33 protein-coding genes, 1 tRNA gene and 1 pseudogene are annotated in these 25,257 nt (G+C 61.9%); 10 read left to right on the top strand and 25 right to left on the bottom strand.

Going from position 1 to position 25,257, the window contains the following annotated elements:
• Positions 1 to 229: 229 nt before the first annotated feature.
• The 3 genes from AC1DS0_RS12110 to AC1DS0_RS12100 are packed head-to-tail and all read right to left on the bottom strand — an operon-like array spanning position 230 to position 2,030.
• Positions 230 to 1,018, bottom strand: coding sequence for a metallophosphoesterase (locus tag AC1DS0_RS12110; RefSeq protein ID WP_476814598.1), 789 nt, complete (start codon positions 1,016 to 1,018; stop codon positions 230 to 232).
• Positions 1,003 to 1,650 (bottom strand): HAD family hydrolase, encoded by a 648-nt coding sequence (locus AC1DS0_RS12105; protein WP_476814597.1) that lies wholly within the window; start codon positions 1,648 to 1,650, stop codon positions 1,003 to 1,005. Before AC1DS0_RS12105 ends, AC1DS0_RS12110 begins: the two co-directional genes overlap by 16 nt.
• A gap of 11 nt (positions 1,651 to 1,661) precedes the next feature.
• Positions 1,662 to 2,030 (bottom strand): hypothetical protein, encoded by a 369-nt coding sequence (locus AC1DS0_RS12100; protein WP_476814596.1) that lies wholly within the window; start codon positions 2,028 to 2,030, stop codon positions 1,662 to 1,664.
• 670 nt (positions 2,031 to 2,700) lie between these two features.
• On the opposite strand from AC1DS0_RS12100, the gene AC1DS0_RS12095 reads away from it, so the two are divergent.
• Positions 2,701 to 3,000 carry a helix-turn-helix domain-containing protein gene (locus AC1DS0_RS12095; RefSeq protein WP_476814595.1) on the top strand — a complete coding sequence of 100 codons (300 nt, stop codon included), beginning with the start codon at positions 2,701 to 2,703 and terminating at the stop codon, positions 2,998 to 3,000.
• Between the two features lie 258 nt (positions 3,001 to 3,258).
• On the opposite strand, the gene AC1DS0_RS12090 is transcribed toward AC1DS0_RS12095, so the two are convergent.
• From AC1DS0_RS12090 to AC1DS0_RS12065, 6 genes and pseudogenes are all read right to left on the bottom strand, one after another.
• A complete protein-coding gene (locus AC1DS0_RS12090; RefSeq protein ID WP_476814594.1) occupies positions 3,259 to 3,798 on the bottom strand; it encodes a hypothetical protein in 540 nt (179 codons plus the stop codon).
• A complete protein-coding gene (locus AC1DS0_RS12085) occupies positions 3,788 to 5,743 on the bottom strand; it encodes a hypothetical protein (protein ID WP_476814593.1) in 1,956 nt (651 codons plus the stop codon). Before AC1DS0_RS12085 ends, AC1DS0_RS12090 begins: the two co-directional genes overlap by 11 nt.
• Positions 5,740 to 7,845, bottom strand: coding sequence for a hypothetical protein (locus tag AC1DS0_RS12080; RefSeq protein WP_476814592.1), 2,106 nt, complete (start codon positions 7,843 to 7,845; stop codon positions 5,740 to 5,742). The genes AC1DS0_RS12085 and AC1DS0_RS12080 overlap by 4 nt, the downstream gene beginning before the upstream one ends.
• A 697-nt stretch (positions 7,846 to 8,542) precedes the next feature.
• Positions 8,543 to 9,973 carry a tyrosine-type recombinase/integrase gene (locus AC1DS0_RS12075; RefSeq protein ID WP_476814591.1) on the bottom strand — a complete coding sequence of 477 codons (1,431 nt, stop codon included), beginning with the start codon at positions 9,971 to 9,973 and terminating at the stop codon, positions 8,543 to 8,545.
• A 150-nt stretch (positions 9,974 to 10,123) separates the two neighbouring features.
• A pseudogene (locus AC1DS0_RS12070) lies at positions 10,124 to 11,017 on the bottom strand (YifB family Mg chelatase-like AAA ATPase); the annotation flags it as partial.
• A gap of 157 nt (positions 11,018 to 11,174) precedes the next feature.
• Entirely contained in the window at positions 11,175 to 11,477 is a 303-nt protein-coding gene (locus AC1DS0_RS12065; RefSeq protein ID WP_476814590.1) for a PetM family of cytochrome b6f complex subunit 7, read from the bottom strand.
• Positions 11,478 to 11,676: 199 nt separating this feature from the next.
• On the opposite strand from AC1DS0_RS12065, the gene AC1DS0_RS12060 reads away from it, so the two are divergent.
• Together AC1DS0_RS12060 and AC1DS0_RS12055 are read left to right on the top strand one after the other, a co-directional pair.
• Positions 11,677 to 11,766, top strand: a tRNA-Ser gene (locus AC1DS0_RS12060).
• A gap of 165 nt (positions 11,767 to 11,931) precedes the next feature.
• Positions 11,932 to 13,167: a tyrosine-type recombinase/integrase gene (locus tag AC1DS0_RS12055; RefSeq protein WP_476814589.1), complete on the top strand. Its 1,236-nt coding sequence runs from the start codon at positions 11,932 to 11,934 to the stop codon at positions 13,165 to 13,167.
• On the opposite strand, the gene AC1DS0_RS12050 is transcribed toward AC1DS0_RS12055, so the two are convergent.
• The 14 genes from AC1DS0_RS12050 to AC1DS0_RS11985 all read right to left on the bottom strand — a co-directional run bounded on the left by AC1DS0_RS12050 (position 13,150) and on the right by AC1DS0_RS11985 (position 18,844).
• Entirely contained in the window at positions 13,150 to 13,368 is a 219-nt protein-coding gene (locus AC1DS0_RS12050) for a helix-turn-helix transcriptional regulator (RefSeq protein WP_476814588.1), read from the bottom strand. The two genes, AC1DS0_RS12055 and AC1DS0_RS12050, sit on opposite strands and share 18 nt — an antisense overlap.
• Positions 13,361 to 14,107, bottom strand: a complete 747-nt coding sequence (locus tag AC1DS0_RS12045; protein ID WP_476814587.1) for a hypothetical protein — start codon at positions 14,105 to 14,107, stop codon at positions 13,361 to 13,363. Before AC1DS0_RS12045 ends, AC1DS0_RS12050 begins: the two co-directional genes overlap by 8 nt.
• Complete coding sequence (locus tag AC1DS0_RS12040) at positions 14,100 to 15,293, bottom strand: DUF5131 family protein (RefSeq protein WP_476814586.1); 1,194 nt, start codon at positions 15,291 to 15,293, stop codon at positions 14,100 to 14,102. The genes AC1DS0_RS12045 and AC1DS0_RS12040 overlap by 8 nt, the downstream gene beginning before the upstream one ends.
• Positions 15,286 to 15,447, bottom strand: coding sequence for a hypothetical protein (locus AC1DS0_RS12035; protein ID WP_476814585.1), 162 nt, complete (start codon positions 15,445 to 15,447; stop codon positions 15,286 to 15,288). The genes AC1DS0_RS12040 and AC1DS0_RS12035 overlap by 8 nt, the downstream gene beginning before the upstream one ends.
• A complete protein-coding gene (locus tag AC1DS0_RS12030; protein ID WP_476814584.1) occupies positions 15,440 to 15,634 on the bottom strand; it encodes a hypothetical protein in 195 nt (64 codons plus the stop codon). The genes AC1DS0_RS12035 and AC1DS0_RS12030 overlap by 8 nt, the downstream gene beginning before the upstream one ends.
• Positions 15,631 to 15,852 (bottom strand): hypothetical protein, encoded by a 222-nt coding sequence (locus AC1DS0_RS12025; RefSeq protein ID WP_476814583.1) that lies wholly within the window; start codon positions 15,850 to 15,852, stop codon positions 15,631 to 15,633. Before AC1DS0_RS12025 ends, AC1DS0_RS12030 begins: the two co-directional genes overlap by 4 nt.
• Positions 15,849 to 16,097 carry a hypothetical protein gene (locus tag AC1DS0_RS12020; RefSeq protein ID WP_476814582.1) on the bottom strand — a complete coding sequence of 83 codons (249 nt, stop codon included), beginning with the start codon at positions 16,095 to 16,097 and terminating at the stop codon, positions 15,849 to 15,851. Before AC1DS0_RS12020 ends, AC1DS0_RS12025 begins: the two co-directional genes overlap by 4 nt.
• On the bottom strand, positions 16,094 to 16,273 hold the full coding sequence (locus AC1DS0_RS12015) for a helix-turn-helix domain-containing protein (protein WP_476814581.1): 180 nt from the start codon (positions 16,271 to 16,273) through the stop codon (positions 16,094 to 16,096). The genes AC1DS0_RS12020 and AC1DS0_RS12015 overlap by 4 nt, the downstream gene beginning before the upstream one ends.
• A gap of 56 nt (positions 16,274 to 16,329) precedes the next feature.
• Positions 16,330 to 16,740 (bottom strand): hypothetical protein, encoded by a 411-nt coding sequence (locus tag AC1DS0_RS12010; RefSeq protein WP_476814580.1) that lies wholly within the window; start codon positions 16,738 to 16,740, stop codon positions 16,330 to 16,332.
• Positions 16,740 to 17,078, bottom strand: coding sequence for a hypothetical protein (locus tag AC1DS0_RS12005; protein WP_476814579.1), 339 nt, complete (start codon positions 17,076 to 17,078; stop codon positions 16,740 to 16,742). Before AC1DS0_RS12005 ends, AC1DS0_RS12010 begins: the two co-directional genes overlap by 1 nt.
• Positions 17,075 to 17,341 (bottom strand): DUF2312 domain-containing protein, encoded by a 267-nt coding sequence (locus AC1DS0_RS12000; RefSeq protein WP_476814578.1) that lies wholly within the window; start codon positions 17,339 to 17,341, stop codon positions 17,075 to 17,077. Before AC1DS0_RS12000 ends, AC1DS0_RS12005 begins: the two co-directional genes overlap by 4 nt.
• Positions 17,342 to 17,344: 3 nt before the next feature.
• Complete coding sequence (locus AC1DS0_RS11995) at positions 17,345 to 17,896, bottom strand: hypothetical protein (RefSeq protein WP_476814577.1); 552 nt, start codon at positions 17,894 to 17,896, stop codon at positions 17,345 to 17,347.
• Entirely contained in the window at positions 17,896 to 18,090 is a 195-nt protein-coding gene (locus AC1DS0_RS11990; RefSeq protein ID WP_476814576.1) for a hypothetical protein, read from the bottom strand. Before AC1DS0_RS11990 ends, AC1DS0_RS11995 begins: the two co-directional genes overlap by 1 nt.
• A 424-nt stretch (positions 18,091 to 18,514) precedes the next feature.
• A complete protein-coding gene (locus AC1DS0_RS11985; protein WP_476814575.1) occupies positions 18,515 to 18,844 on the bottom strand; it encodes a helix-turn-helix domain-containing protein in 330 nt (109 codons plus the stop codon).
• A 96-nt stretch (positions 18,845 to 18,940) separates the two neighbouring features.
• On the opposite strand from AC1DS0_RS11985, the gene AC1DS0_RS11980 reads away from it, so the two are divergent.
• The 7 genes from AC1DS0_RS11980 to AC1DS0_RS11950 are packed head-to-tail and all read left to right on the top strand — an operon-like array spanning position 18,941 to position 23,676.
• Positions 18,941 to 19,162 (top strand): YdaS family helix-turn-helix protein, encoded by a 222-nt coding sequence (locus AC1DS0_RS11980; protein ID WP_476814574.1) that lies wholly within the window; start codon positions 18,941 to 18,943, stop codon positions 19,160 to 19,162.
• 57 nt (positions 19,163 to 19,219) lie between these two features.
• A complete protein-coding gene (locus AC1DS0_RS11975) occupies positions 19,220 to 19,690 on the top strand; it encodes a hypothetical protein (protein WP_476814573.1) in 471 nt (156 codons plus the stop codon).
• Positions 19,687 to 19,893: a hypothetical protein gene (locus AC1DS0_RS11970; RefSeq protein ID WP_476814572.1), complete on the top strand. Its 207-nt coding sequence runs from the start codon at positions 19,687 to 19,689 to the stop codon at positions 19,891 to 19,893. The genes AC1DS0_RS11975 and AC1DS0_RS11970 overlap by 4 nt, the downstream gene beginning before the upstream one ends.
• Positions 19,886 to 20,188, top strand: coding sequence for a hypothetical protein (locus AC1DS0_RS11965; RefSeq protein ID WP_476814571.1), 303 nt, complete (start codon positions 19,886 to 19,888; stop codon positions 20,186 to 20,188). The genes AC1DS0_RS11970 and AC1DS0_RS11965 overlap by 8 nt, the downstream gene beginning before the upstream one ends.
• Positions 20,173 to 21,417, top strand: a complete 1,245-nt coding sequence (locus AC1DS0_RS11960; protein WP_476814570.1) for an MT-A70 family methyltransferase — start codon at positions 20,173 to 20,175, stop codon at positions 21,415 to 21,417. The genes AC1DS0_RS11965 and AC1DS0_RS11960 overlap by 16 nt, the downstream gene beginning before the upstream one ends.
• Entirely contained in the window at positions 21,417 to 21,704 is a 288-nt protein-coding gene (locus AC1DS0_RS11955) for a hypothetical protein (protein WP_476814569.1), read from the top strand. The genes AC1DS0_RS11960 and AC1DS0_RS11955 overlap by 1 nt, the downstream gene beginning before the upstream one ends.
• The gene (locus tag AC1DS0_RS11950) at positions 21,697 to 23,676 is read left to right on the top strand and encodes a DNA cytosine methyltransferase (protein WP_476814568.1); all 1,980 of its coding nucleotides are present in this window, start codon (positions 21,697 to 21,699) and stop codon (positions 23,674 to 23,676) included. The genes AC1DS0_RS11955 and AC1DS0_RS11950 overlap by 8 nt, the downstream gene beginning before the upstream one ends.
• 2 nt (positions 23,677 to 23,678) lie before the next feature.
• On the opposite strand, the gene AC1DS0_RS11945 is transcribed toward AC1DS0_RS11950, so the two are convergent.
• Both AC1DS0_RS11945 and AC1DS0_RS11940 read right to left on the bottom strand, forming a co-directional pair.
• On the bottom strand, positions 23,679 to 24,386 hold the full coding sequence (locus AC1DS0_RS11945) for a hypothetical protein (RefSeq protein ID WP_476814567.1): 708 nt from the start codon (positions 24,384 to 24,386) through the stop codon (positions 23,679 to 23,681).
• 128 nt (positions 24,387 to 24,514) lie between these two features.
• Positions 24,515 to 25,231 (bottom strand): hypothetical protein, encoded by a 717-nt coding sequence (locus AC1DS0_RS11940; protein WP_476814566.1) that lies wholly within the window; start codon positions 25,229 to 25,231, stop codon positions 24,515 to 24,517.
• Positions 25,232 to 25,257 lie beyond the last annotated feature (26 nt).

Raw genomic sequence — 25,257 nt, 5'->3', positions numbered from 1 at the left:
CAACTCCGATTGCGGAACTTTTCCTGCAATCGCGGCAACACTATGCCTCTCTTTTCATTTCAATTCACCCCGGATCCAGCACGGTGTCGCCGGTCGTCGGTCTACGCGTTTTGCTCATTAAGCAGGTACCGATCCGCGCCAGTGACAAATTGGACGCGCCGCGGCGACAGAATACGCGTTCTAGTGACCAACTCTTTGCCTATTGAGAACCCTCGACCTGACTCCTGGATCAAACCTCGACGACACGGGCGGGATTGAACCCCGGATTTTCTCGATCTCCGCGAGCACTAGGATAGCCGGCCTGGTTGGCTAGGACACGTGTGCGCCCCACCCGGTAGTCGTGAGATCCGTGATCATGCCCGTGGATCCAGAGTTCAGGTTGGTACTCCTCGATCAAAGCGCTGAGGTCCGATACGAAGGCGGGCGAGAGCGAACTCCCTTGATGCCGGGGCTGCACGGAGCCCGGATGCGGCGCATGGTGGGTGACGAGAACGGTTGGTCCGTTGTGCTGTGTTCCCAGTTCGCTGCGGATGAACGCCAGGTCGAGCCTGTGTTCCGCGGCAGCGTGCCACGGCATAAACCGACTGTAGTGGCCGTCATCCTCGCGATACCGGATCAAACGATGGTCGTTGAGTTCTTGCCCGGCTATGACCATTGATATCTTGGGCTTGCTGAGCAGCCGATAATCCGTCCAGAGAATGCAGCCGATAAAGCGCACGCCGTCGATCACGACGGACTGGCGGGCAAGCAGATTGACATTTGCCAACTCTGCCGCGGCTCTGCCGTGGGCAAGGGCAGACTTCATCTCACTACCGTAGAATTCGTGGTTGCCGGGCACATAGACGATCGGACAGTCCCTCAGGACCTGTTTTCGCTCTGACTGCATCCATTCGACCGCGGCGGTGATCGACTTGCTGACATCTCCGGCGAACACCGCGACGTCGAAGGCCGGTAGAGGCGAAGGAAATGTGAACGGGCCGAATTCGAGGTGGAGATCTGAGATCACGAGCAGGCGCATTGGTGCAATCGATCGAGTAGCTGGCGGATTGGAAGAGATGGCGTCTGGGCAAGAGTGGACCCGGACGACAGTCCGGCTAAAGCGGCCTCGAAATCCGCGATGCTCATCGAGGGCATGCCGATCGCTCGCGGCCCCAGAATGTCCGCCTCCATCGTGTCGCCGACGAACAGGATCTGGTCCGCAGCAAGGCCGAACCGCGAACATACGAGGTGAAAGATTTCCGGCTGCGGCTTAATGAGGCCGACATCGCAGGACAGAACCAGCGCATCAGGAATGCCTGGAAGGCTTGCCAGAAGAGGCTCGGCGTAGGGCTGAGCTAGATTCGAACAGACTCCGATCTGTACATCCGCTTGACGCAACATGGCCCACACAAGTTCCATGCCCGGACGGAGACGAACCGATGCGCACTCAGCAGCGAGATCGAGTTCCAAGTTTCGCAGGCGCGCCTCACCAATGACAATGGCAAGGTCTCTTGCAACCTCGCGCAGGCCGAGAGGTTGGGTTAGCGCATCAATTGTGCGATGCCGCGCCGGCTGCCCGCTTAAAAGCGTTTGGAATGGCTGGCGTTTGTCAACGATCTCAACGAGCGTTCCGAATGCGTCGAAGCAGATGGCGTGGATTTTTGACCTCACCGGCCCGCCCCTCACACCCACTCGATGGTATACGGGCGCAAGTCGCGATCAGTTTCATTGGGCGCTGGCGGAAAGCCAAATGCGTCAACTTCGGCCGAACGTCGGACCGACAGGCGGTTCTCGTAAGAACCGCTCGTCAGTATCTCCATGGGCGTCCGCCCTAGAAACGGCGGATCAGAACGCTTGCGAGACAACCAATCGCGCTCGTGTTCGATGGAAGTGAGAAACTGACGAAGTGCACAGAAGATGCCGAGCACGATGGAGATTCGCATGAGCACCTCCATCGGCAGAACAAGGCGGCTGTGATTGCGGGCAGCAGCCTCCCAACTCCTGAACCGATCGACAGAGTCAGCCCCAATCAATTCGACACGCTGCTTCACTGAGAGCTCCCAGCGGTTCGCGATATTGAGAAATGTGCGAAGGCCTGGACCGCTCACTCGGGCCTGCTCCTTGGCACTTACCGCTGGCCAGTCCGAATGCCCTTTCATCGAACGGCACCACTCAATCGAGCAAATGCCGCCAGCCGCGTGCTGTACGTCTGTCGCGGCTGCCGGCTGCTAGCCACGCTTTCGTTGAGATTCTCGGATTGGCGAAGGCGTTCTTCGAGGTTGGCTATTTTCTGGCGGAGCGCAGCAATCCTCCACCCTGTGTGTGGCGCCAACGCATTTCTACCTTGGCGAGCGCACAGTTGCCAATCGTCGCCCATCCACTGGAAGAGGAACGCGGGAATTGACGGACCACATGCCACAAGCATGCGTGTCGCGGTTCTATGGGTTCGTGAATTGCCGTGAATAATCTCTGGTTCCAAGGCATGCAGGTCGCACCAGCACTTAAAGGCCTGGAGCCATCTCTGGCGATCATCGCGCGGCCCTGCCGCGCTAATGAACAATTCAAGACTCGTTCCCGGCTCTGTCTGCGCCATCTGAAAATCGAACCTCAAACCGCCAAAGCCTTTGAGTGTGTGTGGATGACCGGTCACTGCTGATGGTCCCAGTTTCGTCGTCGCCGACGGCGTCCCGCGCGGCCGGTCGGTGCGGAGAATAGTTCACAATGTGCGGTAAAGCGCAACGCCTTATACCGCGTCGCGCTAAACGGCACATCCGCCGTATCAGCGTAGCCATGGATATTCGCTTGATTATCGGCGCCAACGCCCGTGCGTTGCGGCTGGCGAAGGGCTTGACGCAAGCACAAGTCGCAGCTCGCCTTGGTGTAGATCGTGCGCATGTCAGCGCGCTCGAGAAGGGTTTGCGCAATCCTACGGCGTTGAGCCTTTGGCAAATCGCGCAAGCCCTAAACGCGTCTGTGAGCGACTTGGTCGTTGAGCCCTCCGAGCCTTCGGAAAGGACCTGACGGCGAGGTGGGCGATACAAACAGGGCAATCACGGGAAGAGCGGGCCTGGCACCTGAATTGTTGCGAAGCCCGGATGCTCTCAACGCAGCATCAACAACGGCCCGTCCGCACCATAGGCCAAAGCCAGAAGCGATGCTTAAGCACACAGCGCGCACTAGCGTACGTTAGAGCAACCATTGCCCAAGGCCAACGTGACACATATTGTGAGTATACGTACTTGCTGCATAGCCCCGGATCGCTTCCTTTCGTACGAAGAATCATCCTTTCGCGTTTAAATTGACGCTGCCATATTCTTTTCGAAGGCACTCAATCTCTGACTCAAGGGCAGCGATTTTCTGGTCTCTTTGCCGAACCGCCAATGTCAGAGCATACAATTTCGCCGCGAGTGAGGATATTGCCGTCCATTGACTGGCGCGATCCTTGATATGTGGAACACCTGACGTGATCGTAGATTTTATTTCTTCCCATTCATTGCGTATAGCAGCAGGCATCAGCGAGAATGCTTTCGCGTCTATTCGAGCTTCGCGAAGCAGGTCCGCGTCTGAGAGAGGCTCGTCCGAATTCCCCACGTCACGGCCGCGGAAAGCGGACATAGCTTCCGAAACAGCTTGAAGTTTAACATTACGCCATCGGTCCATGACCTCGGCGTTGCGGGCTAAGGTCGCCCGAGACAATCCGGATTCGATCGCTAGATTTCGATCAACCAACTTCGCGTTGTCTGCCCGAATGGGACATCTGGACTCTAGGCGCGCAATCGCCTCCAAAGCTGCCCTTTCTGTCGAAGGCTTAGTCGGCATCGCCAATAATCTCCAGAGCCCTCTCGTACTTCGAAATTTGTTGATCCAACGCAATACGCTGGTTCCGCGACAGATGCGGAACTTTTCGTTCCTGGCGAGCGTCGTCCAGGCTCAATTGGAATGCAGCCCGATGCTTTCCCCAAAAACAACTATTGGGGCATTTGATCCAGTCACAACGAGAAAATATCGGGCCACTATTTTCGACAGAATGAGCACCCCGTAGGCACAGAGCCGTAGCGGCGTCGAAAAAACAATCATTGAGGATACCGGGATAGATGTCGCGCGCCAGATTTCTAAGCATGGACATCAGCCGGCGTTCATCAACAACTTTGCCAGGGAGGTCGCCGATCTTCGCAGCGATGGTTGAGAGCTCGCCCTCCAGCTGACGTCCTTTTCCTCCCCCGAGCTCAGCCCCTCCTTTAACTTTCTCGTAGAGGTCTAAGATATCGCGCATTTGCCCAACACGCTGCATCCGTTCGACTTCGTCCCGAAAGCCGCCTTCTGGAGAGCCGGCGTAGCCTAGGAACGTGACCTCTCGCACCTGGCCGAACTGACGCATTCCTGCGACAGTGCCAAACGGCTCAGTCGCAATATACCAAGCGATCGTCCTCCGGAATTGCCTAGTGCACAAGCGCCACGGTCGGCCGTTTTCGGTCAGAGCCACCGTGTAATTCGCCACTACCTCGTTCGTGGGGGATTTGTAACGTTGGCAAACGTCCTTCAGATACGCCGAAATACTTCTTTGAAATGCATTAAGACAACGAGTTACACTAAGTTGAAGCGAGGCGTTGAGCTGCTGCCCGGGAGCGGCACGCTCGGAGCCAAAGAAATACCGCCTGAAAAGCAACTGCCCATTCCGGATGCCGCTTGGGTCTCCAATGGTCCTGGCCATCAGGTCCGACAACTCGGTTAGGCGTTCAATCGCGCTGTGAACCTCCGGTAGGACGATCCAAGTCCGCTCAACCGGCGCTCCTTCAGTTTTGAACGTGGTTGCTTTGATGCTCCAGCGATAGGGAACGCCATATTCATCCCGCTTAACCCCTAAGCAGTCACGCGGAATACTTTGAATCTCACCGTCTCGCATTCCCGAGAGATATGCAGTAACAATATAGCAAGCGATCGACAAATTTAGAACTTCCTTGCGCGGATCAAAATCCACGCCAGAATGCCACGAAATGTCAGAGTTCTCGAAATTTGAGAACCTGAAACATCCGTTCAATTGAAGGCACTGGCGACCTTTCAACTTACCAGCAGACGCTTCTTCTATGATACGAAATATATCTTTAGACGCTACGTTTACATAGAACATAGCCCATCGAAACAGAGGGTCTATTATCTTTCGGGGAATCCGATCGGTGATATTCTCATCTGGCGAGCGATATTTTCCTATTAACTCAAGTGTCGTTCTTCCTGCCCAGGGGTGACAATTAGAGACAGAGCATGGCATATATGCCTTGTACCAGTGAACTCGCCGCGGAATGTTCGCCGCTCTCAATCGCGAGGAGTAAGAGAGCTCCTCAAACTGCGCGAGCCAGAGCGCATTCTCTTCAATTGTTGCAGAGGATAAGGATGCACCAAGTTCTTCCAAGAAATCTAGATACCTTTTAAAGAGACCCAACTCCTTCACGATTCTATCGGGCGAGACTGCTTCAGTCTTTGAATCAAGCGATGCATGATCGACATTCATCGCGCACCATGCAAAGGTCCGCATTAAATCTCGGATTCGTTCGTCATAGCGCGTAAAATCGATAGAAAGCAGGAAGTCCGATACGTTGACCTGACCAATTCCGATACGCAGATCAATGATATCGTCCTGGAAACGGGAATAGTTATCTGTGTTCGCAAACCGTAGCCATCGATGCCGAGGGACGAAGGGCATTCCGGCGTCGATCTTTATAGCCACCGTGTTGGATGGGGCTGGCTGGGCGGTAGCGTCTGTCGTCAAAAGCTGGCCTCCCGAATCTCAACAGGAATGAAAGGCGGACCGCTATCGGGATCCTCGGCTACGATGGTTTGTGCCGCCGCAATTTGTTCTGGCGTAAAGCGAGGCAGGATTTGATGATCGATCCGGGCCAAGGTCGGCGCGTAGAGACTCTGCCACTCGATGTCAGAACAAACGGCGCGCCGCTTACTCAGCCATGCCCGATAGCGCAGCAAGTTGGGCAATTTTCGCGCTGTGAACACCGCATTCTCGCAGTGAACGCACGCAGTGAATGGGATCGGGCATGGCTCTCCGGGGGTCCCATAGGGACTGTCGAAAAACTTGAGGCAACTTGTCAGCCAACTATCTTCGTCTCCAGCTAGTACTGATTTACACACATCGAGTGATACGCCTGTAAGTTCGCTGAGTTCGCTCGCGGCATCAACGCTATCCGACTCCTGAATTACCTTCACTTGGGCGTCATCGCGAGCTCTCCGAAGAGCTCGATCGACTGCTTGGTCATGGTACTCATCAGCCGACGGAATATTTGCGTAGTGGTTGCGCGCGATAGCGGGCGTATGGTCGTCTGCTATCGCGTAGACATCACCATGTCGCTTCGTGTACTTGATAAATTTTACCGTCTTCCTGAAACGGCTAGGTTCAATTGCGTGCATGCGCGCACCGTCATCGCGCAGGACCTCATGTCGATCGCAAAATCTCCACCACGGCTTATAGATCGGGTGGGAGAACGTGCAACGCTGAAAGCGGCCCGTATTAAAGTATCCAAGCCACAACATGCCAGCATCCGGATGGTTGGCTTGCTTGAGAGCTTGACTTGCGACGTCGGTCAACTCAAGCACCCGTCGGATCAATCCACCCGGTGTTTCAAGACTGCCGTCGCGCTCCCTGATTGATTTGGAAGTCGGAATCGGCCGCCGCTTGACGTAGACGATGTCGACTTTTCCGTTTGCTTCATTGCGGAGGCAGTCTCGCTTCAAATTCTTCAATGATCCGTAGTCGATCTGGCACATTAGCGCTAGCTTTGCAAAGAATGACGTCAGCTCATCTTGCGTTGGGCACAGGAGGGGACCGAAAACATGTGGCGGCCTCGTTGCTTCCTGCGCAGTTCTTGGGCCGACGAGGCGCTCGCGCGTTAGAATGCCGCGAAGTCGGCATTGAATGCGCAGCCCTCGAATGAGCCTTTCGACCCACTGGATGGCATAACCGTACCTAGGGTGAGTGGAAGTGGATGCCACATACCCTAGCGACTCAGCGCCAAGGGAAGGATCTTCCCATGCCTTGAAATGCTCAAGCGTAAACTCGAAATGTGCGAGCCGATCCTCTGGCAGTCCGTCAACGACGAAAGCCTCCAGGATCTCAATTTTCTTCAATAGTCTAGGCACTGCGCCAAACAAAAACATTCTGCCGTAGACCGATGATAAGTCGGCTATTAGGTCCGAAAGGGTGTGGATCTGTACCTTGAACCGCGCAGCAATTGGATTGGAGCTGAACAAGTTTCGCAAGGGCAAGATACCGAGGTCAGGATCGCTCCAATACTCGACAGCCTTGGGAGTAAAATTTACCGAGCCATACTTTTCGCGAGGGTACTCGCCTTCTCTCCAACTGGTGAGCGTCGCAATCCTCCGCGCGAGCTGTTCTGACCACCACCTCTCGGTCCCGTACCGCCCCTTCCGGGTCACGGCCTCGTGTTTGAGACGTTCGATCTCCTTCCTATTCGCCAGGTAGATTTCGTATCTTGTTCGCCAAGCATTGCGCTCCGCCTCAATGCTATCCACGATCGAAGCCAACTCGCGCTCCTCAGCAGCCTCGACGAGCTGCACAAAGGGCGCGTCATTCCGGAGCAGGTGACCGAGTGACAGCGGCGGCCAGCCGAGGTCTTCCTCGATGCAGCGCTGATCATAGCCTTTGGCAAATTTCTCGGCCGCAATTTCGGCCTCGCCAGCTGCAAAGTCGTTGATAGTTCGGAGATGCTGAAGCCGTACTCTCGAAAGGCCCGCGCTCGCCATGCTTCGTTCGAACGCAGCGAAATCTACGCAACCAGACTGCGACAGTTGTAAGATACTCGCTTCGGTGGGCGTGAGAATATCACTCGCGCCGTGAGCCATCGAATACTTCTTCCTGATTTCGGAGAGCTGTCGAATTCCCAATCTTACTCGCTCAGTGACGGAATGCACTTCACTGTTCGCGGCATTTTTTATTTGGTCTGCGACATAGGGACTGTACGCATCTCGTGGCGACGTCCGTGGCTTCGGGTGCCGGCTTACATATGAGAGCCGGTCGCCAGCGATGCCGTCGACTAGATTCGTGGAAACTAGATTTTTGCTAAAAAAGCGAGCGCATCGCAGAGAAATAGTAAGGCAATTAAGTCTTTTCCACTCCGCAATAGTCATGTGCGGTCTATCGAGATGATTAATGAACTCGATCCCCATATCGTGCGTGTTATTCACAAAGCCGCTTGGGTCATGTTTGTCAATATTACTGAGCAAAGAGCCGATGCAATGACGAAAACTAAGGAACGAATGGTAAGAATCGGAAAAATAATGTCGAGAAAACATACTCTCTACGATATGCATAAAATCGATCGATAGGCTTCGACGCGAATATCTCGCGAAGTGCCACGTAATTGACCGCCCTTCAAATGTCGCCCTGAGTGTTAGCTTATCTAAATCGATGCAGCACTCGTGAGACGCTTTAGTTTCGAGGTAAGCGACTTCCTCAGAAGAAAAATCCAACGGCCTCCGTCCTCCGCGAGCAGAGGGTGAAGGTAGCGCCAGGATATTCAGCGGCTCTGCCATTGGCATTTCAACTCGGTTTGGTCGCGCGCAAGGCCCTTATATTGAGTAACTCGTCCCATTGATCGATGGTGGACTCAATTATGTCAAAATTGTCTTTGACATACCGCAAGTATTTCATGGTTGTCTTTTGATTACGATGACCCATGAGGCGCTGAAGCGTAAACATTGGATCCCCTACGAGCCGTTCGTAAAGCTCGCTGCTCGCCTCTAGGACCTTCCTCCGGGATCGGACATCCAACAAGCCTCTCAGCAGGTGATCCAAGGTGTAAGCGGCGAACGTATGGCGTAAGGTATGGGGAGTTATCTTTGGTTTCACCCCGCCACCGCTGCCCAGCCGCAGGCAGGCCTGCGAAAAGATGGAGTTCCAGGCGCCTGTGGTAGGGGACGGCCCCTCGGAGCTCAGCCATAAGCTCGCAAAATCAACTATCTCATACGCGTTCGCGCTGGCTGCAGGTTTGACCTCCACAAGCCGGCGACGCTCGTCAGGCCTCAAGTTGGCCAAGCGAACAATTGGCGCACGTTCCGAGCGGCTCAGAATTCGAATTGTGTCCGAGTCTGCCGAAATATAGTATAACCAATATGACTGCTCTAGCAAAGCCGACTTAGTGTAAATCCGAGCTGGAAAAAGCTCACCTATAAGTCTATGAGATACATGGCTACGCTCTTCGTTGATATAGGCATCGATATACTCTTTTGCAACCCGCCTGGAATAGTGAACAGTCCGACTTCTAAGACCTTTACTGATCGAATAAGGCATATTCAGCTCTGTCGAAAGGCGCGGTCCGAAATCTCTTGCTGGCGGCAGTTCCGACTTGAGGAGTGAAGAGCACTCGGAGCAGCGCATTCCAGTGGTGATCATTATCTCCGCGAAAGCTTTATTCCTAAGATAGAACCGAGAAGGGCCCAAGCCGATCTCTCTAAATCGAATGTAAGTTGGTATGTCTACCATCCTGACGGCGTCATCATCCTCTCGGGCGGCTGAGAAATTGGACCAATACGTGTCAGCGAAATTCAGTTTGCTGTATTCGGTGTATCTCAGCAGCGTAGCGGCTGTCTTGTTCCAGCTACTAGGGCTCAATCTAAGATTATATGGGCCGCTTAAACGCAGTGCCCGGTAGGTCCAGAGATCCGCCTCTGCGACGTCCTCAATTGTCTTTCCCAGGCGCTGGTTCAGAAATCGATTGAAGGCGGCAAGCTCCTGAGAATAAGTACGCGCTGTCCTATACGACGTATCGACGTTCATCACGTGCTTCGCAAAAGCCGTCAGATCCTCATCAAATTCCCATGTGTCGCTAAAAATGAGCGGCGTCAGTTCCTGAATGTTGCCGCGCTCCAGCGCTGTCACGGCAACCTGCCGCATATGGCTATCGAAGCAGGCCGCGGAGATGTCGCCGCTCGTGCGATCAAGATGGTTGCGGCGGAAGAGGACAATGGGCATCAGGCCCTCGCTCTCGGTGGCAGCTCACTCTACCGACGAAGGAGGCATTGAGACAAGCCTTCCCTATGCAGCCATGAAGGACGCGGCAAATTGACCGATGCCATTGATCTGGTGGCCGAACGCCGCTGTTGAGACAACGTATTCTCTCTAAAGAGAACCGTGATGGGCGAGCGAGATTTCGCCGGGCCGGGCCTGCAGGCCTCCTCCTACGAGCGCCGCCATCGAGGCCGAATGATGCGGGGCGCGGAACGGGCGCCGGTCGGTCAACTTGCCATCGGCGAGATGGCCGGCGACCGAGAGCACCATCGAGACTTCGAGCAATTCGCGTGGATCGAGCGGCGGCAGGATCGAGGGCAGACGGCTCGCCAGCATCGACTTGCCGGCGCCGGGTGGCCCGTTCATCAGGAGATTGTGGCCGCCGGCAGCGGCGATGTCGAGCACGCGCTTGGCGCTCTCTTGGCCCTTGATGTCGCGCAGGTCGGGCAGCAGCCCGCTCTGGCGGGCGACAGCCGGCTCAGGCCGCGCCATCACCTGCGTGCCCTTGAAATGGTTGGCGAGCTGGATCAGCGAACGAGGCGCGAGGATATCGAGATCACCAGCTGCCCAGGCCGCTTCCGACCCGCTGGCGGCGGGGCAGACCAGCCCCTGCCCTCGGCCATAGGCCGCGATCGCGGCCGGCAATACACCGGCAACCGGCGCGATCGAGCCATCGAGGGCAAGCTCGCCGAGGACGGTGTAGCCGGCGAGCGCGTCGGCCGGGATCGCGCCGATCGCCGCCATGACGCCGAGCGCAATCGGCAGATCGTAATGGCTGCCTTCCTTCGGCAGGTCGGCCGGAGCGAGATTGACGGTGATACGCTTGGCCGGCAGGGCCAACCCCGAGGCGATCAGCGCGGCACGGACCCGCTCCTTGCTCTCGCCGACGGCCTTGTCGGGCAGGCCGACGAGGATGAAGGCGACGCCGCCGGGCGTGACCTGGACCTGGACATCGACGGCGCGCGCCTCGATGCCTTCGAACGCCACAGTCGCGACTCGCGTCACCATCCAAGCCCACCCCAGCTCCGCGCAATGACGCTAGCGGAAGCGCGTCAGGGTTGCAAGAACAGATCGGGAACTTATAGTGCCCCTCGCAGGACTGCGTTGCGGACGATCGCCTGCCGCAACAGGACCGGCGCCGCGGTGACACGGCCCATCAAGATGCTCACCGTCGCGTGACGATGCCGATCACGGATTTGGGCGCCGCACCGAGCCAGAGGAGGAAGAAGCCGAGCAGCAATCCGGCCGCTGCGGTCGGCACCTGCAGCAGATGGACCAGCACCGGGTCCCAGAGCATGGGATGGAGATTGCGTTCGACCGCAGGCTGCAGCTGGCGGAAGCGCTCGCCGAGAAACGTCAGCGCGGCCTCGCCGAGCGGCGTGAAGCGCAGGGCCGAATTGGCGATCGAGCGCGCGCCATCGGTGAGCAGCGCGACGAAGCCGCCGGCAACGAGAAGGTACCCCAGCATCCTGACGAGAACCCGCAAGCCTTCCCCCATTCCCGCCACAGCCGGCGCCGCGAGAGCCTCGATGGGCCGCACCGGCACATCTGCATGTGTCCCCTCGCCCGCGATCATGCAACGGCAAAGGACAATTGCACGCAACCCTGTGCAGCCGACGGCTTTAGGCCTTGAAAGTCGCGCGCATGGACGCCATAAGCAGCGCGCCGGACAGGTGGCCGAGTGGTTGAAGGCGCACGCCTGGAAAGTGTGTATACGGGAAACCGTATCGCGGGTTCGAATCCCGCCCTGTCCGCCATTGATCCTTACATAAGCAACCGCATCGCCTCACTAAAGGCTTGAAATCTCGCTGATTTTTCGCGACATTTCTGCGCATGATTGCGCATTCAATCTCATCAAGCCGCGAAAATCCCGGGTACAAAACCGGGTACCGTTTCCGGAAAACCGGGTATCGGCGGGCGCTATGGCTGGCCTGACTGACACGGCGATTCGGAAGGCGAAGCCTGCCGGCAAGGGCTATAAGCTCACAGACGACGGCGGTTTGCACGTCTTCGTCAGCGCCGCCGGCGGAAAATCGTGGCGCTGGCGCTATGAATTCGCCGGAAAAGAGAAGCTGCTGACGCTCGGCCAATACCCGGTCATGGGCCTCGCCGATGCCCGGGCTGCCCGCGATGAAGCCCGCGCCGCGCTGAAGGCCGGCCGGGATCCGGCGGTGGTGAAAAAGCAGCAGCGGCTGGTCGCCGCGGTGCAGTCGGGCGAGACATTCGAGGTGATCGCGCGCGCCTGGCACACGGTGAGCCTGCCGCGCTGGTCGGCAGTCCATGGGCAGGACATCCTCGAGGCGCTGGAGCGCGACGTCTTCCCCGCGATCGGCAGCTCGCCGATTCGCGAAGTCACGGTGCCGCAGGTCCTGGCAGTGGTTCGGGCGGTCGAGGCCCGCGGCTCGCTAGAGACGGCGCGGCGAAACCGTCAGCGCATGGAAGCGGTCTTCGCCTTCGCCATTGCCGAGGGCAAGGCGGCGGAAAATCCCGCCATGATCGTCACCGGCGCGATGGCGCCGATGCAGCGCGGCCGGCATCCGGCAATCACCGAGTTGACCGCGGCGCGCGAGATCCTGCAGCGGCTCGAAGCGCAGTCGGGCCATCCGCTGACGAAGCTGGCGCATCGCCTGCTGGCGCTGACGGCCGTCCGGCCGGGCATCGTGCTCAACCTGCCATGGACCGAACTGCCCAAAGGCGAGGCGGTGTGGACCGTGCCGGCGGCGCGCATGAAGCTGTCGACGCAGGAGAAGCTGAAGGGCGAGCGCGACCACCTGGTGCCGCTGCCCAAGCAGGCGCTCGAGGTGATCGCGGCGACGCGCCATCTCAGCGGGCTCGGCCCCCTCGCCTTCCCGAACTATCGCAATGCGCACCGGCCGATGACCGAGGGCGCGATCCGGACCCTGCTCAACAAGGCCGGCTATCGCGATCGCCATGTCGCGCATGGCTGGCGCGCCACCTTCTCCTCGATCATGAATGAGCTCTACCCGGCCGATCGGCAGATCATCGACCTGATGCTGGCGCACAAGCTGAAGGACGAGACGGAAGCTGCCTATAACCGGGCGCTGCATCTGAAGCGCCGGACCGAGCTGGCGCAGCTCTGGGCCGATCTGATCAGCGAGGGCCTGCAGCCGGCGAAGAACCTACTGCCTGCCCGCTGAGCCCGCCGACTCGGCAATGCGCGCGAGGATCCACGCGTCGATATCGCTTTCGCGCCAGCGCACGCATTTCTCCGCGAGCTTGATCGCCTTGGGGAAGCGTTCCTTGCGGATCTGCTGATAGATGAAGGTCGAGCCGAGCGAGGTCTTGTGGCAGACCTCGCCGAGCTTCAGCAGACGCTCCGGGCGCAGGTCTTCACTCATGATCGGCTCCGGGGAATTTGGCGTCGATGTTCCGGCGCTCGACTGTGAAGGTGTAAGCCAGCACCCACGGGTTCGTCGTGCAGGCGAACGGCCCATGAATGCTATTCCAGAGGCAAAAGAAGTCCTCAATGATCGGGCCGCCGCCGAACCCGGGCGTGACACCTTCCGCCCTCGCATCCTCCTCACTGATGTCCAGCAGCCGCTGCACGCGGACATCGGTGACGGTCAGCGTCAGGCGGGAGGCCCAGCGCGGCATGAAGATAGAGGGCCGCACTTTCCAGCGACCGCTGCGGATCATGCTCTCGCGCGTGATCGCCTCGCTATAAGAGGCGCCATACCGACCGCCATCAGCGTCGGTCCAGTACCGCCCACGAACCGCATCGTGCGCAAACAGCTTGACCGACGACGACATGAGCTCGATGCCGCTCTCCCGCACCCACAGCCGATCGCCGGGCTGGACGATCGGATAGACGCGATGGATCGTATCCTCGGCGGACCATGGGGCCTTAAGATAGGGGCCGGGATTGCCTGCAGGCGACGGGCCGTCGTCGATCCATGCGCGATCCCATGCGAGCGCTTCGAAGGGTGCCCATTGCTTCGACCAGCGGTGCCCATCACGCAGCGTGTTCTGCGGCGACAGGATCCGGCGCGTCTGCGTCTTGCCGGCGCCCGGCGCATCCGCCTCGCGGATAAGCGCATGCACCATCGGCGCGCTGAACAGGGTTGGGAAGTCAGTCAAGGGAGACCTCCGGCATTGCGTCGTGCTGGACGCCGTCGAGCAGGCGGCCGGCGCGCTTCTTGCCGACGCGCTGCAGCATGCAGCCTGCACCGCCGTGCTCTTCCATGCGACCGTGGCCAATCGTGCCATCGGGCCATGCGACCTCGCCAGCGCCCGAGCCTTGCGACCACTCGACGGACGGCAAGTAGCCGGGCGGTGGCACCCACTCGCCCCACTGCTTGAAGAAGAACGCCGTGCCGGCGGCGGCGCACTGGTCGCGGATTTGGCGCGCCCAATCGGGATGCATCGGCCGGGCCTCGCGCCCGCTCTCACCGCCGACGATGATCCAATCGAGCGTGACCCTGGTGGCCGTGACCCATTCCGGATGGCCTTCGGCTTCGTCCCATGGTCCTTCTTCGACGTGGTAATGAGCCTTGCCTTGTGGGCAGGATGGGCAGCCGTCGTCGCAGCCTTGGCAGCCCCAGGACTTGCCGTCGACCTCAGCTCCGAGGTCCTTCCAGTTCAGCCATGGTTCAAAATCGATCGGCGCGAGCAGCGGCTCGGCGCTGACGAAGCGGATCGCCGCCGGCGTCGCCAGCAGATCGGGAATTCGCTCGTCGGCGCGCTGCTGATCCTCGGCGCTGACCCCGAGCCAGACGTTCGGCAGGGGCCACCTATCGAGATGCACTCGCCGTCCGGGAGGGGCCTGACGTTCGTCCGTGCCGGGGGCGATGAGGACCACGTCCAGCCGGAGGTCGATCGCCATGTCGCATATGAGTGCACCGATCCGGCGATAGGCGCCGGGAGTTGTACAGTAGCTCCTCATCCGCGCGCTGCGCTTCGTCAGCACCTGGTAGGTGTGATGGGGCGTCAGCGCCATCACGGCAAAGAGCTTGTCGATCCACTCGTCGGGCACGAAGTCGGCGAAGAGGTCCGTCATCGAGCAGACGAAGATCATGCGCGGCTTCTTCCAGCGCAGGGGCGCGAGCAGCATCTCCTCGTCAAGGAAGAGCTCGATCTCGCCGGCATGGCCGGGCTTGAAGGCCAAGCCGGTGCCGAGGCGCTTGTTGAGGCCCTCGGCATAGCAATTGACACAGCCGGGCGTGGCATGGGTGCAGTGCCAGCCGACCTTGCCGGTCGCCTTGTGCTGGGCGCGGATCGGCGTCCAGCTGGCATCCGTCCATTCGATGTTGCTGCGGTCAGCCATGGCGGGCTTCTCCCTTGCAGTGCAGGAAGCGGATGAGGCTGCCGTCCGGCTCGCGCGCGCAGGGCGGCTGGCGCAGCCGGGCGATCAGCAACGTGAAGGCGACAGTCAGGACGAAGGCGAGCGCCAAAGCGACGATGCGGCGGGGCTCAGGCATCGGGACGCCTCGTGACGTCGCCATGCGCCTCGCCGTAGGGGTCGGTGTCCGCGACTGCCTGCCGGCGCCCCCGCCCGTTGAGATCGAGCGCTGCGCATGCGACGGCGGCGACGACGATGAGGAAAAGCAGCCAGAGCCCGATCGTCGGATCGAGCGGCGGCAGCGCTGCGTCGAGCCATGCGGTCATTGGCGTGCACCAAAGCTGGAGGTGAGCCGGAAGCGGGCGCGAGGCTTTGCTGCCGGCCCGTAGAATTCGGCCAAGCCGAGATCGGCGAGCGCGTTCCATGTCGAGCGCATGAATGGCGCTCGCTCCCCGGCGGCAACGAGCACGCCGTCCCGGTCGAACAGGCCGTCGCCATTATGATCGGCCAGCCAATTGAATGCTTGGCGCTGGGCCTCGGTCATTTCGGCACCTCGCCGACATCGATCATGACCGGCGGGTGCTGTGTGCCGAGAATACGCAGGACGATTGGCGCACCGCAGACGATCCGAGCGATCTCGTCAGGCGTCGGAAGCCACGCGGTTTCCATGGCCGGCGTATCAGGACCGCCGACGGTGCAGTTGATCACGACGTCGCGCAGAGGGAGGCCAAGATAGCCCTGGCTCTGGCCGAGCACACGTGTCGCGCCCTCGATGCGGCCGATCATCATGGAACCAGGTCCTTCATGGAGACCTCAAGCGCTTCTGCAAAGCGCGCGAGCGTGCGCAGCGGCATGTCGCTGCGCCCGACTTCGATGTTGGCGATCTGGGCGCGCGACATGCCGACCCGGCTGGCGAGGTCCAACTGGGTCAGGGACTTCGCCTTCCTCATCGCAAGGATGAGCATGCCGGGATGGATGCTCTCGGCGGACAGCGAGCCCGTTCCGTTGCAGTGAGGGCACTTCACAGCCCGCCCTCCAGCTGCGGCTCGGCGCCGACCTCTCTAAGCTTGCTCCGCAGCTCGCCCAGGACATGGATCGCCCCACTGAAGTAGCCGTCGCCGAAGGTCTTTCGCTCGTCGGTCTCGGGCCGCAGCCGCCTTATCCATTGATGGGCCCAGTGATCGAGTGCGGCGGCGTCGACGACGATGCCAAGCTCGACATGCCCGACGATCAGGCCCTGATCCTGGCCGGCGGGATGGCGCAGGGCCGGCATGGCGGCCTTGCCGGCGCCGACCCAGCCGAGCGCTTCCCAGCCGTTCGTCTCATGCCAGCGCAGCAGATAGAGGTTGCCGTGCGCGTCGCGGCCGATGAAGGCGGAGGAAGGGCCGGCCGGCGGCAGGCCGGGCGTGAAGGGGGCGTGGAGCGGACGCATCAGAATTCGTCCCGCGTTGGAACGCGACCGGCAGCCGCATCGGCGATGCGTTGCTCGATTGCCTTGCGCACGATGGCGAGAACGTCATCGGTCAGCTCCGGCATTTTGGAGCCCGTCGCCGCGATCATGGTGCCGACCATCTGGCCGTACCATTCCGACAAGGCCGCTGCTGCGAGCCCGTAATCCCGGCTCCGGCGTGACTCGTCCTCGAACCAGCCGACATAGCTTTCATGGATAGCGGAGCCGAGCCGCGCCATGCAGCGGGCATAGGCGCTTCGGCTGCCGAGATGGTTCTGGATCTCGGCGATGTTGCTGCGAATGTTCGGGTCAGAGCTCATGCGACCTCTCCCACTGCCTGCAGATACAGATCGAGGATCGCCTCTTCTTCCTTGCGCTCATCGAGATCGCGGCGGCGCAGCACGATGACCTTGCGCAGGATCTTGGTGGCGTAGCCGTTGCTCTTGGCCTCGGCGTAGACTTCCTTGATGTCGTCGGCGATCGTCTTCTTCTCCTCCTCCAGCCGCTCGATGCGCTGGACGATGGACTTGAGCTGATCGCCCGCAATCGGATCGTCGCCGCCGTCGTTCTGCGGATAAGCCATGGCTCAGCGCTCCCCCAGCGCTGCCAGCCGGGCATTCTGCTCGGCGACGATGCGAGTGAGATCGGCGATGCGGGCATCGAGCCGGCGGCGCGCCAGGACCAGCACCTCGAGGCGGGTGGCGCGGCTTTCGATCTCGCCGGCGAGATGCTGCTCCTGAAAGAGCAGCGCCTCGCGCTGGCGCTCGACCTCGGCGGCCGCCTCTTCCAGCTCGGCGAGGACGCGCTCTGCCTGCGGGGGTGACGGGCGGGCCGTGGCCAACCGGCCACCGAGGCGGATGTAAAGGCTGCGGCCGGCGGCGGTCTGCGTCGCGCATGCGCGCTCCTGCCCGTCGATGCCGGCATAGGTCTGGACGTCAGCCCAAGCGCGGGTGGCAAGCGCCTGCACAGTCGCATCCCGCACAAGCTGCTCGGGAAAGGCGCGGCAGCGCCACTGCCCGCCCGCTCCGCCATGGCGGTAGAGCGCGCCGGTGCAGAGCAGGCCGAGCGCGACACGCTGATGCAGCGAAGGCTGCTCGGCCTGCGGCACGCCGGCCTTGAGGGCGGGCAGAGCGCCCATCAGTGGACGCCCTTCTCGCGGGCGATGTCGGTGGCGGCGTCGAAATGCTTGTCGATCTGCGCGTCGCTGAACTTCAGCTTCAGCGTGTCGCGGTCAACCGAGCCGACGGCGGCGACGCGGTCGATGATGTAATCGGCCATCGCCTCCGGAACGGGGACGGGCGCAGGCTTGGGGAAGGACTGGGTGCGGGACACGGGCGTGCTCCATCGGGTTGCGATGGAGTTACTAGTTGCGCAACTTGCAACTAGTGTCAATGCGCTTCGCGCAACTACCTCATCAAGCCGCGTGAGCGGAATGCAGCTTCCATAGTACCCAACGCGCCTAGCACGTCAGGGCATCCGGTAGCGCCGGCTGATCGCTGGTAGTCAACGCCCGATGCGACCATTTGGTCGCGGAGCGCCATTGTCTTCGAGTCGCCGCCGGAGAGCTGCTCAATCAATGCCGCCTGGGCGGCCATGATCTCAACGAGTCGATCCCTGGAAGCGCCGCAAACAAGCGCGCGCCCAAGGGTAAGACTCGCGGTCAGGGCAACCTTCAAGGTGCTGGGATCGCTTTGTGCCGCAGCGTGTGGCCAGTTGCCGCCGGCCAACAAAAGCACCGCTGCGATAGGCGCGAGTCTCATGCAGACTTGCGCGGAAAAGCGGTTTCGAGTGTTGCCTTGATGCGCTCGATCTCTTCACGGGAGCGACGATCGAGGAAGCGCTTCAGCCAATCGTCGTCCGGATGGCGGAACAACGATTCGGGGTCGGTGTGGAAAAGCGCCGCAAGCTTCTCCTGCCAGTCCGCGCCTGGCGTTGTGCCATTAAACCAGCGGGACACGACGCTCTTATCGGCGCCGGTCTCGCGAACGATATCGGCTTGGCTGAGCCCGCGCGCCTCGGCCCAATCTGGGATGTGGTGCGGGCGCCGCGGCTGTTTGCTGCGGTGGATTTCGGTGACGTTCGGCATGGGCTGAACGCTACGCCCAGCCGGCCTGTGGGTCGTTATCGTGTTGAGCAAGGGTGAGGTTTGACTTTTGTTGCGAGTTGCGCAACTAGTCAACTCATGCGCGATACTCACCTGACCCGAACCCTTCTCAGTCGCGGCCTCCGCCTCGTCGAGTTTGCGCGCCTCGTCGGCGTCGACAAGGGCACCGTTAGCCGCTGGTCTGCGAGCCGCATTCCGGCCGAGCGCGTCATCGACATTGAAGCGGCCACTTCAATCCCCCGATCGGACCTGCGTCCGGACCTCTATCCGCCAGCCGCTAACGACCGCTCGACTTCCTAACCAACGTCGCCCGCCGGCGCGATGCGTATCGCGCTGCGCCGCACACCAGAGGCCCCGATGCGCAAGTTCGACACGGACTTCTACAGCCTGAAGGCCGCCACCACCGACCTGATCTCGCGATGCGGCGGCCAGGCGCGCGCCGGCGAGATCGTCGGCGTGACGCAGCAGCACATGAGCCGGATCGCCACGCGCGACGACGGCTCGATGCTGACGATCGTCGGCAAGCTGGCGCTGGAAGCCGAATGCGGCGAGCCGCTGCTGACCCGGGCCGAGGCCAAGCTGCTCGGCTATCGGCTAGAGCGCGAGGGACCGGCGCCGACCGACCCCGACACCTGCGCGCTCTCGGCCCATGCCGCGGTGATGCAGGAGGTCGGCGATCTCTGCGGCGCCTTCGCCGAGGCGCAGCGTGACGGGCGCTATTCGCGCACCGACGCCCTGACCGTCGGGCGCGACCTCGCCGATCTGCGACGCGCGATCGAGCGCTTCGAACGCGTCAACGCCGCCGTCATGGCCGGAGGCGCGGCATGAGCGCCTATCCTCCCTGCCGCGGGCGCGGCTACCGGATCATCACGCAGGACGGCACGCGCCCGGCCTGCATCACCTGCGCCGGCTCCGGCCAGCTTCACGTTCCCCCTCCGGCTGCCGCGGCGGCGGCCGGACACCTGCCGCCGGCCCGCGCCCCCTCGGGCCGGCAGCCTTTCCTTCTGGCCGGAGGGCGCGAGCATGCTTGACCGCGCCGTGCGTACCGAAGCGCGCTTCGCCTGCAGCAATTGCAGCGTAGTCGCCCCGATGGTGCGCCTGCCGATCGCCTCGCTCGCACCCGGCGAGCTGCAGAGCAGCGAAGGCTGGCTCGCCACCGCCGCCATGCTCGAGGCGACGGCCGCGCTGCTGGTGCTACGCACGCGCGGCGATGGCCGCTTCAGCCAGGCGCAGGCCGCCGACACCGCCGGGCGGCTGCGCGAGGCCGCCGCCGAAATCCGCGCCAACCTTGCCCTTGAGGAGATGGTCGTATGTCGCACGCGCTGACGGGCGGGCCGGTCATGGTCCGCATCGCCCTGATCCGGCGGGACGGCGGTACGCAGCCGCGCGCCTCGCTCGACCCGGCCACGGTCGAGACCTATGCCGAGGCGGCGCGCGAGGGCGTGCGCTTCCCGGCGATCGGCCTCGTCTATGACGGCACCGATTACTGGCTGTGGGACGGCTTCCACCGCACTACCGGCTTCGAAGCGGCCGGGATCGACGAGATCGAAGCCGACGTCATCGCCGGCACGCGGCGCGACGCCGTGCTGCTGGCGGCCGGCGCCAACGCCACCCATGGCCTGCGCCGCACCAGCGACGACAAGCGCCGGGCCGTGCTGCTGCTGCTCTCCGACGAGGAGTGGGGCAAGTGGAGCGACCGCGAGATCGCCCGGCGCGCCAATGTCGGCCATCCGCTCGTCGCCGATCTGCGCCGCCTCACTGGAAGTTCTTCCAGTGAGCGCACCTTCAGGAGCAAGCACGGCACCGTTTCGACCATGGAAACGGCGGCGATGGGCAAGCGCGCCGCCGATGTCGCGACCATCCGCTCGCTGCCTGTGCAGGCGTTCTACGACGTGCTTGCCGACCAGCGGGCGAAGCGGCAGGCGGACAAGGTCGAGCGGCGCGAGGCCAAGGAGCGCGCGCTCGGCGAGAAGATCGCCGCCGCCAATGCCGCCCTGCCGGCGATGGCCGCCGCCGGGCGGATCTTCCCGGTCATCCTCGCCGATCCTGAATGGCGCTTCGAGCCGTGGTCCCGCATCACCGGCATGGATCGCGCGCCGGAGAACCACTATCCGACCAGCGCGACCGACGTGATCGCCTCGCGGCCCGTCCACCTGATCGCCGCGCCGGACTGCACGCTGTTCCTGTGGGCGACGGCGCCGATGCTGCGCCAGGCGCTGGAGGTGATGGCGGCCTGGGGCTTTGCCTACAAGACACATTGCATCTGGGCCAAGCGCCGCAAGGGCAAGGCGCGCGGGCCGGGATACTGGTTCACCGGCGAGCACGAGATCCTGCTGCTCGGCACCAAGGGCAGCCCGCCGGCGCCGGCGCCGGGCGCGCAGTTCCCGAGCTTCTTCATCGCCGATGTCGGCGAACACAGCGAGAAGCCGGCCCGCGCCTATGAGCTGATCGAAAGCTACTTCCCGACCCTGCCGAAGATCGAGCTCAACGCTCGCGCCCCGCGCGAGGGCTGGGAGAGCTGGGGCGCGGAAGCGCCGGAAGGGGCGGTGGCGTGATGGCGATCCTGATCTCCGATCTCTCAGTCGACGAGCGCGCCGTGCTCGCGTCGATCGCCAATTCAGATGATGACGAGTGGCGCGCCGTGACCTTTGCCGGGCTGGAGCGCTTGACCGGGCTGCCGCGCAAGGCCGTGCGCGCCGCCTGCCGCGCGCTGCGCGACAAGGGGCTGGCGCGCCATGAGCGCGGGCTGATCAGCGAGTATGACGGCAGCTTCGTCGGCTCCGGCTACACCGCGACGGCGCAAGGCAGCCATCTCCACTGGGAGGCGACCGCCGATGCGTGAGCTCATCGTCGATTCCTTCGCCGGCGGCGGCGGGGCTTCCACCGGGATCGAGCTAGCGCTCGGCCGCTCGCCCGACATTGCCATCAACCACGATGCCGAAGCGCTGGCGCTGCACCGGATGAACCATCCCGAGACCTGGCACCTGCCGCACAATGTCTGGAAGGTCGACCCTGTCGCGGTGACGCGCGGCCAGCCTGTCGGGCTGCTCTGGGCCTCGCCGGACTGCAAGCACTTCTCCAAGGCGAAGGGCGGCAAGCCGGTCAAGCGCAACATCCGCGATCTCGCCTGGGTGGTGGTGCGCTGGGCCAAGCAGGTCAGGCCCCGCGTGATCATCCTCGAGAATGTCGAGGAGTTCCGCGACTGGGGGCCGCTGCTACCTGATGGCCAGCCCTGCAAGGAACGCAAGGGGCAGGAGTTCAAGCGCTGGGAAGGCGAGCTGAAGCGCCTCGGCTACAAGGTCGAGCATCGCGAATTGCGCGCCTGCGACTACGGCGCCCCGACGATCCGCAAGCGGCTCTTCCTGATCGCCCGGCGCGACGGCGAAAAGATCGTCTGGCCGAAGCCGACGCATGGCCGGCCGGACAATCCCGACGTCATTGCAGGGCGCAAGCTGTCCTGGCGCACGGCCGCCGACATCATCGACTGGTCGCTGCCCTGCCATTCGATCTTCCTCAGCCGCGAGGACGGCCGCGCCGTCGGCGTCAATCGCCCGCTGGCCGAAGCGACCATGGCGCGCATTGCCCGCGGGGTGAAGCGCTATGTCATCGACGCGGCGAAGCCCTTTGTCGTCAGCTATTACGGCGACGGCTCTGGCGGCCTTGATCGATCTAGCCCAGTCGACGAGCCTGTCAGAACCGTTGTCACCGAAAACCGCCATGGGTTGGTGACGCCCTTCGTCACGAAGTTCCGGGCCAACAGCGTCGGCTCGCCGCTCAATGAGCCGCTGCACACGGTGACCGCCAATGGCGAGAACCGCGAGCGGCCAGGCGGCGCCGCGCCGCTTGGTCTGGTCGCACCGATTCTCGCCGGATGCGGCGGGCGGGCCGGCCAATCGCGAGAGCGCTCCGCCGACGAGCCGACTGCGACCGGCACGGCAAAGGCCGATGTCTGCCTGGTCGCGCCGGTGCTGACCTATGCCCAGCAGGGCGGCCTCAACCGCTCGCCGGAAGAGCCGCACTCGACGATCTGTGCCTCGACGAAGGACCAGAACGCCCTGATCGCCGGCACGCTGATCCAGACCGGCTATGGCGAGCGCGAAGGCCAGGAGCCGCGCGCGCTCGACCCCGCCATGCCGCTTGGCACCGTCGTCGCCGGCGGCGTCAAGCATGCCGCGGTCGCCGCCTTCCTGGCGCAGCACAATACCGGCGTCGTCGGGCATTCGCTCGACAAGCCGGTCTCGACCCTGACGGCTGGTGGCGCCTTCGGCATGCCGCAGCAGGCGCTGGTCGCCTCGCATGTGCTCAACATGAAGGGTTCAGAGCGCGCCTCCAGCGGCCCGCATGATCCGATCCCGACGATCTGCGCCGGCACAACCCATGCGACCGAGGTCCGCGCTTTCCTGTCGAAGTATTACGGGCCGGCCATCGGCCAGGATGCGCAGGACCCGCTGCACACTGCGACCGCCAAGGCCCGCTTCGGCCTCGTCACGGTCGATATCGGCGGCGAGCCCTATGTCATCGCCGATATCGGCATGCGCATGCTCGCGCCGCGCGAACTCTACCGGGCGCAGGGCTTCCCCGACAGCTACATCATCGACCGCGGCCTGCGCGTCGCGCCGCGCGAAGGCATCGGCGAGGATGACGGCGAGGCCGAGGTCATCCCCATCACCAAAACCGCTCAGGTCCGCATGTGCGGCAACAGCGTCTGCCCGCCGCTGGCGCAGGCGCTGGTCGCCGCCAACTATCAGCCGCGCGATGTCGAGCGCCCGACAGCGCCGGCGGACATGCCGCTATTCATGGAGGCGGCGGAGTGATGTCATCGGATATCAATTCGAGTTCCGAACGCACGAAAGCTCTCCGGAAGCGCAAGGCTTCGCTCCTCTGCTTCGTCGTCGCTCTGCGGAAGCTTACGGTCAAAATTAAGCTGCTGAATGTCGGCGGCGCCGAATCCCTGCCGTCTCATGATCGCGTAGTGCCGCAAATCTTCGAACTCCTTTGCGAGCGCTTTCCAGTCCGCGATCACTTCGTTTGTGCGCAGCACCTCGTAGATCGCTGGCGTGCCCTGCCTGGCAAGATTTGCCGTCTGGTCGAGATCGATTGCAGAGAGCTTGGGATCAGGCTGCCGAAATTTAAGCAGCTCGACCAAGATTTCGTACGCTGCCGTTTGATACTGCTCGATCGCAACAACGGCTCGTCCGCAGGCTACGCGATAGCTGGCATCAAGTTCCGATTGGTGCGCCGCCAGTTGCTTAGAGATCAGCTTGTTTTGCTCAATCAGTTGGGAAATCTGTCGGACAACAAAATAGAGACCTGCGCCGCCCAGGAGAAAAGATGCGATTGTCTGGACGGTCGTCTGGTAACGGTTGAGCCAGAACTCGATACAGCCGTTTGCTTCGACGATCTTCATTCCGGCTCGCTTGTTGACGTTCGCGCAGGCAATGCCAGCCTTGTGGATCGCGACGATCAACACAGCCGCCAAAACGGTTGCGGCGCCGACGAGCGCGATCTTCTGCCACTTCTTCATGCCTATCCCCCTGCGCGCATTCTAGCGGCGCGCTCGCATTTGGCGAGGGCGGCATGAGGCTTGTCGTTCGCGAAAGTCCTAATGACGATGCTGTTGTGACCAGAATCGCCGGCGCGACCCGCATTTGTTCATTTGGCGAGAGTGCGGCCGTCCGAGATTTCCTCCAGCCGCCGAATTTCTGTCGATATCGAAGAGAGATCGAGCTCGATCATGAGCGTGAGATCAAGAGCTGCCATCTGAACCTGATGGCAAGGGCCTTGCAGGTCGGCGCGGGTCTGACTGACGCGTGCTCTGCGGGTCCTGAGCCAATGCTCAGTTCTCGGTACCCCCGCTGGCTGATAGGCTCGAATTGCAAGGCCAATCGCGTTTTCGAGCACCGCAAGCTTTGGGAGCAAATTATTGCGCGATTGAAGCGCATCAGCGCCAGCGCGATCGATTGTGCGGCTCATGATGAATTCGCGCATGCTCTTCAGTTTGCTTTGGGCTTCGAGAAGAACCGGGGGGGGGCCAGCATCAAGGTCTTCCTCGCCGAGGTGCATGAGCATTTCGAGCGCGGCCTTACCCAACTCCTCAACCTCCACAGCGAAGTCGGCGAGGCGCTTACGTTCGCCGTGAAAATCAGCGACGCGGTTGCGCAGCAAAGCTGCTGCGGCAGCGGCTACCTGAACCTCTGTCAGTTCCACCTGCCTGTTGGCTGCTTTGGCTTGCGAATCTGCGGCCCTTGCGGATCTCTTTGCGGCGTCGGCCTGGCTGCCCGCGTACCAAGCCGCCAGCGCCGCTATAATCGCAGCAATCATCGCGACGATCAGCGTCACGACCGCAATCGAATTCCCCCCGGCGTCCATGCACGTCTCCCGTTCTTTGCGAGTGA

Source organism: Allobosea sp. P4_H5 (assembly GCF_056400825.1).
This window is presented reverse-complemented; position numbering and strand designations above follow the sequence as displayed.